Here is a 1,669-nt window from a genome sequence, read left to right on the forward strand (position 1 = left end):
CGAGATCTGCTGGGTGATCTCGGCTTGGTCGGTGCCGGCATCGCTGCTGACCGGTGCCAATTGCTCCGGGATCGGCAACGGGACTTGATAGCGGTCGGGCAGTTTGGTCTGACTGCGCACGAGCCGTCCCGATTCTGCCGATCCCAGCAGTGCGCCCGCCATTGGCCAGCCGGCACCGACCAAGCCGATTCCAGCCGCGGCAGCGCCCACCCGCAGCGCGCTACGCCGGTTCACCGAATCACATCCTGGTGTGCTGGACGAGAGCGTGCGGCCAGCGGCCACCGCCACACCGATGCGGTCAGCTGAACGATCCCCACGATCAACAGCACCCCGAGCGGAACGTGTAACGCTGTCAGCCGCAATTCCCCCGAGGCGAACTCGGCGATGAGGAGGATGGTCACCAGCGTCGCGACCGCTATCGGCCAGCGCGGCCCGCCCGTCCTGCTCACGATCACCAGCACCACCACCTGAACGACGGAAAGCACCGTGGTCACTTTCGCACCCGCGGAGTGCAGCCCCAGTGCGTCGTACTGCCCACCCAGGAAACTGCCGGCGAATGCGGCTTGAGCCACCGCCAGGATTGCCAACGTTGCACTGGTGGCACGGGCGGTCACCCGCGGCCAGCGCGGGCCGTACCAGCTCTCCGCTGTCATCGATCCTCCTCGTCGTGGCGTCAGGATTGCCGCCTCACGAAGTGACGACGAGGCGCGGCGGCGAAAAGTTACGCGCGCGTGTAACTTTGCGCCCCGCCGATCCGTCCTTGATACGAGTTGCTGGTAGCGGCCGGCTACTCCACCCGGACTGGATCAGCCGATTGCGGGCCACCGCAACGGAATACGCAATAGGAGAAGCGATGGACCCCTAACGCGGCGATACCCGATCGAAGAGCCGGTCGGTGGTCGCTTTCCGAAGCGCTCTGGCCTGGTGCGTCAGGGCTGCCCCGACGGGGTGACACAGACGACTCTGCTCTCATTCGACCAACCACGGAAGACCCCAACATGCGCACCGCATACCTCATCGTGACGGCAATTGCCATAGCCTTCGACGGCTTCTCGGGCGTGAGCGCACTGCTCCACTTCGCGCCCATCATGGGGCCCATGCGCCGGGCCGGGGTGCCGCTGTCCTGGCTGCGGTTCCCCATCGGCACCCTGAAAACCTTAGGCGCCCTTGGGCTTATCGTCGGCCTGTGGATTCCGGCAATCGGCGTCGCCGCGGCAGCCGGGCTGACTATCTTCTTCATTTGCGCGATGTACACCCACGTACTCGCCAACGATATTTCCGGTCAGTTCGCGTTCGCCGGGTTCCTGCTCGCCCTCAACGCCGCAACCTTCGCGCTGACTCTGGCTTTCATGTAGCCCTGTCGAACCTCAGAACGACTCGGGCGAAAAGAAGGCCTGCATCGCGGCCGAGTACGAGGCCACGTCGTGCGCGCCCATCAACTCGCGCGCCGAGTGCATCGCCAGCTGCGCGGCGCCGACGTCGACGGTCGGGATGCCGGTCCGGGCGGCAGCGAGCGGCCCTATCGTCGACCCGCAGGGCAGGTCGGCGCGGTGCTCGTAGCGCTGCAGGTTGACCCCGGCCTGCCGGCAGGCCAGCGCGAAGGCCGCGGCCGTGCGTCCGTCGGTGGCATAACGCAAGTTGGGGTGCACCTTCAGCACCGGCCCGGCGT

2 protein-coding genes and 1 pseudogene are annotated in these 1,669 nt (G+C 66.6%); 1 reads left to right on the top strand and 2 read right to left on the bottom strand.

From position 1 onward, the window contains the following. Positions 1-230: 230 nt before the first annotated feature. Entirely contained in the window at positions 231-653 is a 423-nt protein-coding gene (locus A5646_RS03510; RefSeq protein WP_066865471.1) for a hypothetical protein, read from the bottom strand. Between the two features lie 345 nt (positions 654-998). Here A5646_RS03510 and A5646_RS03515 point away from each other — a divergent pair, with 345 nt between their 5' ends. Further along, a complete protein-coding gene (locus A5646_RS03515) occupies positions 999-1,355 on the top strand; it encodes a DoxX family protein (RefSeq protein ID WP_067019888.1) in 357 nt (118 codons plus the stop codon). A gap of 12 nt (positions 1,356-1,367) precedes the next feature. Here the strand turns inward: A5646_RS03515 and A5646_RS03520 are convergent. Further along, a pseudogene (locus A5646_RS03520) lies at positions 1,368-1,669 on the bottom strand (M18 family aminopeptidase); the annotation flags it as partial.

The organism is Mycobacterium sp. 1245499.0 (assembly GCF_001673615.1).
GTDB lineage: Bacteria > Actinomycetota > Actinomycetes > Mycobacteriales > Mycobacteriaceae > Mycobacterium > Mycobacterium europaeum_A.